Below are 2,937 nucleotides of genomic sequence, written 5' to 3' on the forward strand. Positions count from 1 at the left end.
GGCAGACAGACCTGGAAGGGCCGGTTTTTATTTCCTGACCATGGGGAGAAACAGGAAGTTGTTCGTGTTGGGGTCGAGAGTGCGGGTTGGGGTGATGCTCGGCTGAGGGGTAAAACCCGGCGGTAGACGGGTTGGAGTTGCGGTGGGTGAGGGCGTACTTGTGAAGGTAGCGGTGACCGTAAAGGTGGGTGGCAGGGTGGGTGTAGGGCCGCTCCCAAACAATCCCGATTCAACCCATTGAGGTCCATTTGGGGGTACAGCGGTTTGCAACTCTTCCCTAAAAATCCCAACGTTCCCTTGACCACTATCATCAGTTAGGAAAGAACCGTCACCATCGCTCATTCGATAATACGCTTTAAGATTAGGGCTAAATGGAGGTGTCAATTCCTGATATATTTGAGAGATCGCCGTGGCATCAAGACCGATGTTATAAACGCGGACCTCATCAATTTGTCCCTTGAAAGCATATTTCTCATCTTGTTTGAAGAATCCGCCCAACGTAAGGTAAGAAACTTTTTCACCAGCTGTATCTACACTCACGCTGGCATAACTGTTTCTCGTGTCACCCGGAAGGTGTGATCCATAACGATATGCTTTGAGTTGATTGTTGTCATGAACTAATGCAATATGAATCCACTCATCAGGTTCATATATCAAGGGAATCATTGCATCTGGTTTCTCGTTTATATCATCAATGTTCCAAATCCATATTCGATCTTCACCATTTAATATACCCCTGCTAATCCCCCAAGATCTTGGTATGATTCCGATAATTAACTGACAATGACCGGGGTTGGGTTGCCCACATTCCTCTCCTGGACCTTCTGGTTTGATCCAAAGACTGATTGTTTTGGTGTTCCTCCAACTATCTCCACCAAAAACATTATATATCAAAGGTAATTGGACATTATCATTAATACCGTCAAAGCCTAATCCATAATTTACGGGTTCAGCGAAACTATTGTTAGGAACTTGAACAAACCCGATTATGATTAAACCACAAAGAAAAATAAAAAAATAAACAAAGTTATTTGAGTTTTTAGAGAATTTATACTTCATCACATTATGTCCTGTTTCGTAAAACCTTCCCCAATTTCAAAGAAGCTCTGTTTAAGGAATTCCCTATTTATTTATATAATAATTTATTTACAAAATCAATGAATAAGTTTTAGAAAAGTTTGAGAATTGTTTCGTTTTTCCCCCGCTAATCCTTAATCTTTTCAAAATATGTTCGCACGCTTGACACTTTCAAGTAAAATTAGCGGGATGAAGTTCACCGCCTGCCGCATTCCGGATGTAATTCTGATTGAGCCGCACCTGTTTGGGGATCAGCGCGGTTTCTTCATGGAAACCTACCAGCAAAAAGTATTTGCCGAACAGGGCATCACTGCTCAGTTTGTGCAGGATAATCATTCCGGTTCGCGCCGTGGCACGCTGCGCGGATTGCACTACCAGATTCAACAGGCGCAGGGTAAACTGGTGCGGGTGGTGGCCGGGCAAATTTTCGATGTCGCGGTTGATTTGCGGCGCAGTTCACCAACCTTCGGTCAGTGGGTGGGGGAAGTCCTCTCAGCCGAGAATAAACGCCAGTTGTGGATTCCCCCCGGTTTTGCACACGGTTTTTATGTGTTGAGTGAATGGGCTGAAGTGGTGTATAAAGCCAGTGATTTTTACGCCCCCCAGTGGGAGCGTACCCTTTTATGGAACGACCCGGCGGTGGGAATTGAATGGCCACTGGAAGGCAGCGCAGAGCTGCTCATTTCTGAAAAAGACCGCGCTGGTTTACCGCTGGCGCAGGCTGAAACCTACCCATGATTTGATGGAGGAGCGATGCAAAATATTCTGGTAACCGGCGGTGCGGGCTTCATCGGTTCCAATTTCGTTCATTACCTGCTGAAGGTTAATTCAAGCGTCCGGATTGTCAATCTGGATGCATTGACCTATGCCGGCAGTCTGGAAAACCTGAAAGGATTGGCGGATGAAAGCCGTCACCTGTTTGTCCAAGGGGATATTTGCGACCGCTCTCTGGTGGAGCGACTGCTGCATGAACATGAGATTGATACGCTGGTGCATTTTGCGGCCGAATCACATGTGGACCGCTCCATTCATGGTCCCGGTCAGTTTGTTCAGACCAATATTGTCGGCACCTACACCTTGCTGGAAGCCTGCCGTCAATACTGGCTGAAAGAGGGCTTTGCTAATTCGCATACGGTGCGTTTCCACCACGTTTCGACCGATGAAGTATTTGGCTCGCTCAAGCCGGATGATCCACCCTTCCGCGAGGATACCCCTTATGCCCCCAATTCACCCTATTCCGCTTCCAAAGCGGCCAGTGATCATCTGGTACGGGCTTATTTTCACACCTACGGATTGCCGGTCACCATCTCCAACTGTTCCAATAATTACGGCCCCCGTCAATTTCCGGAAAAGTTGATCCCGCTGATGATTCTCAATGCGCTGGAAGGCAAGCCGCTGCCGGTTTACGGGGATGGCAAACAAATCCGCGATTGGCTGCATGTGCAGGATCACTGTGAAGCGATCTACCGCATCCTGGAAGAGGGTAAGGTCGGTGAAACCTACAATATTGGCGGCAACAATCAACCCACCAACCTTGAAATCATCCAGCAGATCTGCGCCATTCTGGATGAACTGCGCCCTGAATCACCCTACCGCCCGCACTTTCAATTAAAACAGCATGTTACCGACCGCCCCGGTCACGACCGGCGCTATGCAATGGACATCCGAAAAATCGAAGGTGAGTTGGGCTGGAAGCCCCGCTTTGAGCTGGCCAGCGGCTTGCGTCAAACGGTTGAGTGGTATTTGGATAACAGCCAGTGGGTTGCTGCTATTCGTCAACAGCAGGAATATCAGGCCTGGCTGATGAAAAATTACGCTGAACGAGGAGAAGCAAAATGAAAGGAATTATTCTTGCTGGGG

The 2,937-nt window shown here is 47.9% G+C and carries 3 protein-coding genes; 2 read left to right on the top strand and 1 reads right to left on the bottom strand.

Annotated elements, in window-relative coordinates:
• Nucleotides 1-27: 27 nt before the first annotated feature.
• Nucleotides 28-1,059, bottom strand: coding sequence for a LamG domain-containing protein (locus VAE48_RS01410; protein WP_322791521.1), 1,032 nt, complete (start codon nucleotides 1,057-1,059; stop codon nucleotides 28-30).
• Between the two features lie 207 nt (nucleotides 1,060-1,266).
• On the opposite strand from VAE48_RS01410, the gene rfbC reads away from it, so the two are divergent.
• Together rfbC and rfbB are read left to right on the top strand one after the other, a co-directional pair.
• The gene (rfbC, locus tag VAE48_RS01415; RefSeq protein WP_322791522.1) at nucleotides 1,267-1,815 is read left to right on the top strand and encodes a dTDP-4-dehydrorhamnose 3,5-epimerase; all 549 of its coding nucleotides are present in this window, start codon (nucleotides 1,267-1,269) and stop codon (nucleotides 1,813-1,815) included.
• Nucleotides 1,816-1,830: 15 nt separating this feature from the next.
• The gene (gene rfbB / locus VAE48_RS01420; protein WP_322791523.1) at nucleotides 1,831-2,916 is read left to right on the top strand and encodes a dTDP-glucose 4,6-dehydratase; all 1,086 of its coding nucleotides are present in this window, start codon (nucleotides 1,831-1,833) and stop codon (nucleotides 2,914-2,916) included.
• Nucleotides 2,917-2,937 lie beyond the last annotated feature (21 nt).

It is taken from the genome of Bellilinea sp. (assembly GCF_034432615.1).
In the GTDB taxonomy this organism is placed as follows: domain Bacteria; phylum Chloroflexota; class Anaerolineae; order Anaerolineales; family Anaerolineaceae; genus Bellilinea.